Annotated in this window: 5 protein-coding genes; 3 read left to right on the top strand and 2 right to left on the bottom strand. The window is 32.2% G+C overall.

What is annotated here, in order from left to right; genetic code table 11:
* The coding region (locus tag ACJMLH_RS06360) for a hypothetical protein (protein WP_405275852.1) at window positions 1–192 on the top strand (192 nt) is incomplete at its 5' end.
* Window positions 193–2,028: a hypothetical protein gene (locus ACJMLH_RS06355; protein ID WP_405275850.1), complete on the top strand. Its 1,836-nt coding sequence runs from the start codon at window positions 193–195 to the stop codon at window positions 2,026–2,028.
* A gap of 32 nt (window positions 2,029–2,060) precedes the next feature.
* On the opposite strand, the gene ACJMLH_RS06350 is transcribed toward ACJMLH_RS06355, so the two are convergent.
* Window positions 2,061–3,188 carry an NAD-binding protein gene (locus ACJMLH_RS06350; RefSeq protein ID WP_405275848.1) on the bottom strand — a complete coding sequence of 376 codons (1,128 nt, stop codon included), beginning with the start codon at window positions 3,186–3,188 and terminating at the stop codon, window positions 2,061–2,063.
* A gap of 177 nt (window positions 3,189–3,365) precedes the next feature.
* Here ACJMLH_RS06350 and ACJMLH_RS06345 point away from each other — a divergent pair, with 177 nt between their 5' ends.
* A complete protein-coding gene (locus tag ACJMLH_RS06345; protein ID WP_405275846.1) occupies window positions 3,366–4,493 on the top strand; it encodes a site-specific integrase in 1,128 nt (375 codons plus the stop codon).
* 245 nt (window positions 4,494–4,738) lie between these two features.
* Here the strand turns inward: ACJMLH_RS06345 and ACJMLH_RS06340 are convergent.
* Window positions 4,739–4,969, bottom strand: a 231-nt coding sequence (locus tag ACJMLH_RS06340; RefSeq protein ID WP_405275844.1) for a hypothetical protein, incomplete at its 5' end; no start/stop codon positions are given.

The raw sequence follows: 4,969 nt of genomic DNA, 5'->3' as shown, positions 1-4,969 counted from the left end.
GTGGATGTTCCTGAGAATGTTTCTGATGGTAATTCTACTGTGGATGTTCCTGAGAATGTTTCTGGTGATGATTCTGAGAATGTTTCTGATGGTAATTCTACTGTGGATGTTCCTGAAAATGTCACCGTAGATAATCTTGAAAACGGTACTGATGATAATTCTGAGAGAGTCATGGCAGGGGGTGATGTTTAAATGGATTTTAAAAAAAGTATTAATATTTTATTAATACTTCTAATTTTTTTTATTAGTTTAAATATAGCTTTTGCATCAGATAACGTTACTGATGATGCCTCATTTGAATTGGATTCTGTTGGTGAGGAATTGAATTTGGATGAGGAAGTAACTGAAATTTCAGATAACAGTTCTTTAAAAACCAACACTCAAATTCAAATAAATGAAATAAATTCATATTATAAAGAAAAGAATCAGTTAGTTGGTTATTTAAAGGATACTAATGGAGTTCCAATAGAAAATAAAACATTAAATATTTTTTTAAATGGCAAGGTTTATAATAGGACAACTGATTTGAATGGTAAAGTAACCTTGGATATTAATTTAAAGCCAAATGCATACAACGCATCCGTGAAATTTTCAGGGGATAACGATTTCATTTCAAGTCAAGCAAATACTCAGGTTAAAATTAAAAAAGCACCTTTAAAAATTAAAATCAATGACTTCAACACCTATGAAAATTCAGACATATTTTTCAAGGCAAAGGTTTATAATAAAATAACAAACAATGCCGTAGCAGGCATAAGGATTACTTTTAAGGTTTATTCATTAAAAACCAAAAAATATGCTTATTATCATGCAACAACCAATAAAAAAGGTATTGCAGAATTAAATAAGAATTTAAAAGTAGGTTCTTATAAGGTATCTGCCCAAATCAAAGATTCTAAAAATGAGAATTACATTTCATATGGAGATTCTAAAAAACAGGTAAAAATGAAAGTTAAACCTACTGCAGAATGGGGCTGCTGTTCTTTTTATCTGCAGGTAAGCAATAATGAAAGCGTTGCTGGCTTTAGAAGGGATGCTACAAATGCCTTGAATATTTACATCAAGTCTGTTAACTGGCATGGTCGAACTGCTATAAAGCAATATAAAACTTCAAACTCCTATTTCTTCCATTCAATAACCACATCCGATGGATGGATGGTAGGTACTGGTGGAATAGATAATCCAAGCATCAACAAAGCAATTGAAAATCTGGCTGGTGAAATGGTCAAATCTAACAGCATAAAAAAATCCACATTAAAAAAGATTCAATATTATGAACAGAGATTGGGTCTTGGCCACTTTTCCATTAAAGCTCCAAATGGAAAATTTGCTGTTGTATGGGGAGGAGGATATAGGACTGGCAAGCTAAATCCTGGAGAATATTTCAGCTGTCCGAATCTAGCATCCTATTATCGCCACAGTACTTATGGCAAATTTGGTTCTAATCTGATTACTGCAGCTATTAAGGTTGGCGCAACTGATTCATTTGGGGTAAACAGAAGGGATATCACTGTTTTCCATTGGAAGGCTACAACTTCCAAATATTTCAAAACAACTTCTTCAGTCGATGTTTATGCGTCAAATGACAATGGAAAACTTGTTGGAAGATCAACTGCTTATTTAAAAGATAATATTTACTTTAAAAACAAGTATTTCAGCAAAAACAGTCTTCCGCAATCAACTAATAAGAAGTTTTTAGGAACTCATAACTTTGGCAACATTGATAAGCTTATTAAAACTCCGACTATCATAAATGCTCCAAGTGTAACAAATCAGTTCAATACAACAAAATACTTCAAAATTACTGTAAAAAATCAAAAGACCAAGAAAGCTATTAGCGGACTTAAAATTAAAGTGAGAATGTCTTCTCAAAACATGTCCAAAACAGTTCTCATTAAAACGGATTCAAATGGTATTGTAAAAATTAATACAAAACAATTAAAGATTGGAGATTACGAAGTTTTAATCCGTCCTACTAATAATAAATACCTAATATCCGCAAGCAGCAAAATAATTATTAAAGAGTAGTCTTTCTACTCTATTAATCTTTTTTTTTAATTTTAGAAATCTTTGTTTGTCAGTTTAGCGATTTCTTTATTGGTTAAATTTATTCCAATTATTTCTTCCATTTCCTCTAAATCTTTGATTAATTTATCGAAAGTACTTTTATTAGGGCCTGCAATTAAATGGGAATGGGTATTGTTTGTAATTTTGTATAAATTTTCTAATGCCTCTCTTTCAGTATCATGTGCTTCCAAATATTTTTGATATTTAATTCCTTCATCGAAATTCATTGTTTTTATCTTACGGGTAAGTGGAGTTCCAATTCCAGGTATGTGGTACTCAATGTTTTCTAAAGTGCATCCATGTTTAGTTATTATTTTAAATTCATCAAGCAATTCCTCTGATGGGTGTTTTACGGTTATTTTTAACAAATGAGGTCTTGTGGATTCAAAGTATAACTCATATCCTCCACTTATTTCGGGTGATACAATTTTATCAGCACCGGCCTTTCTAAGTTTTGAAATGTTTTCAAATCCGCTAGCACGTGTAACAATCCAGGCATCAGGATTTGTTTCACGAATTGTCAAAACTATAAATAAGTTTGTTACATCATTTCCGGTACTTACAATAACACTGTTGCATTTTTCATCTGCCAGTTCTGCAATAAAATCGTTGGTAATTGCATCCTTGTTCATCACAACTACATTTTCACTTTCTTCAATGCTTTCACATACCTTTTCATCCTTATCAATAACAATAACATTTTGATTTCTTTGTTTTAATTCATCAAGAACTACTTTTCCTACTCTTCCATATCCGCAAAGAATAAAATAATCATCCATATTTTTTATAGTTCTCATTTTTCTAGCTCCTTTTGAATATTCTCCCATTCTCTCTTGGAAATTTGTTAAAATTATATTGAATACATAAGCGAGTAATGCAACTCCTGCAAGAGCGAGGGTTGTTGCAAAAATCTTTTGGATACCTGTTTCGGGAAAATAATCTCCGTAACCTACTGTTGCCATTGTGATTACTGCATAATAAATGGAATCAACTAAATTCAGGCCCATAATGAGATATGAACCAACAATCCCATAAATTAATAATCCAATAATCAATATGATTCCTTTTGTCACATATTTTGTAGACAGGTCTGCCCATAATTTTAATATTGTTTTCCTCATATGATTTTCCTTTTTTAAGTTAATTATATTTATATTGAATTGTTATATTTTAATTTAAGGTGATTTTTTGGACCCAATAGATATGGAGTTATTGAAAATATCTTACACTTCTTGAAAATAATACTTACCAAATGCTCTCTATGAAAATATATTATATATTTTGTAGAAAGTGATAGTATGGATAACGAACTCTTAGAAGAAATACACATGATGCGAAATCATGCGAAAAGGACACGAGAAGTATACAAGGATGCTGTAAACAAATATACTACTTTTTGTTCAATGTCTTTGGAAGAACTGTTGAAAGAAGCAGAAGCTGAAGAAGATGCAGGCATCAAATGGAAAAAAAGAAAATTAAAAAGAAGATTGTTAACATTCAGACAACACTTGTTGGAAAACTATGCATTGAATACAGTCAACACTCTTTTAAGACCTATTTTAACAATGTACAAATATTTTGAGATTGAACTGTTCCCATTGCCTCCAGTCAACAAAAAGAATGTCACTACTTCAGAACCTATAAGATTCAGTGATTTGCCGGACAAAGAACTGTTAAGGAAAGCACTAAGTGTTGCAAGTCCTTTAATGTCAGCTATCATTTGCTTTATGGTCTCCAGTGGTTGTGCTAAAAGAGAAGTACTTAATTTAACAATCGGAGAGTATATTAAGGCCTTAAGTGATTATACAGATAAAAAAGATATCTATGAAATCATTGAGGATTTGGGCGATGCAGAAAATGTAGTTCCTACTTTCAATATCAGAAGACAAAAAACTGATAAGCATTACACTACCTACTGCAGTCCTGAAGCCGTCAATGCGATAAATTCATATCTGTTAAGCAGGAATGATCCTTTAACTAATGATAGACCTCTTTTTAAGATAAATACTACATATCTTTCAGAAATGTTTGTTGCTATCAATGATGGATTGGGTTTTGGTAAGGTAGGATATTTCAACAGGCTGAGAAGCCATATGCTCCGTAAGTTCCATGCATCTGCACTTTACAATGACGGCATGAGTCTGGATGATGTCAATGACTTGCAGGGAAAGGCTAAAAACAAAACCGACCAGTCATATTTCATGACAAATCCTGAAGATTTGAAATATGAATATATCAAGCATCTCCATGCTGTAACTATAAGTAAAGAAGTTGAAAAGCTGTCTATCAAATCTCCTGAGTTTATGCAAATGGAGAATGAAAAGAATAAGCTCGAATCTGAACTTGTTGACATTAGAAAAGAGATGGATGATGTTAGAGAAATGAAAAGAGAGCTGGAAGGTCTCAAAGCAAAAGTTGGAAAATAAGAATGATGAATGTGGCGGCATCTTACTTGTGAGATGTCCCTACCAAACATTCATTTATTTTAATTTTAATGTTGATATAACTAATAGCTACTTTTTTTCTTTTATTTTAATCAACTGGTTTTTACATTAACTGCCGTGATTTTGAAAATAATGTCTTGTTTTAAATTGCAGTATATGAACTGGTTCTGGATTGTTGGTTTTGAATAGCTGATGGCGGGTGTTAATGTTGGTTGGTAACAGGTAAGCTATGATGATTCAAGTATTCTTTCGCCTTTTTCGGTTAATCTAAATATTTTGCCGGTTTTAACTTCGGGGTTGATGCATTCCATGACTCCCATGTCAAGCAGATGTTTTATGTTATTGTAAATAAAATTATTGCTTCTAATGCTGCCGATTTCAGGATGCAATACCTGATCAACATCTGACATGTCCCAGTTTTTACGTCCGACAGATTTGTTCCAGCGATAGATTACAAG

Source organism: Methanobrevibacter sp. (genome assembly GCF_045116495.1).
In the GTDB taxonomy this organism is placed as follows: Archaea; Methanobacteriota; Methanobacteria; order Methanobacteriales; family Methanobacteriaceae; genus Methanocatella.
Note: the sequence above shows the minus strand (reverse complement) of the source record. Positions and strands in the feature narration are given on the sequence as shown.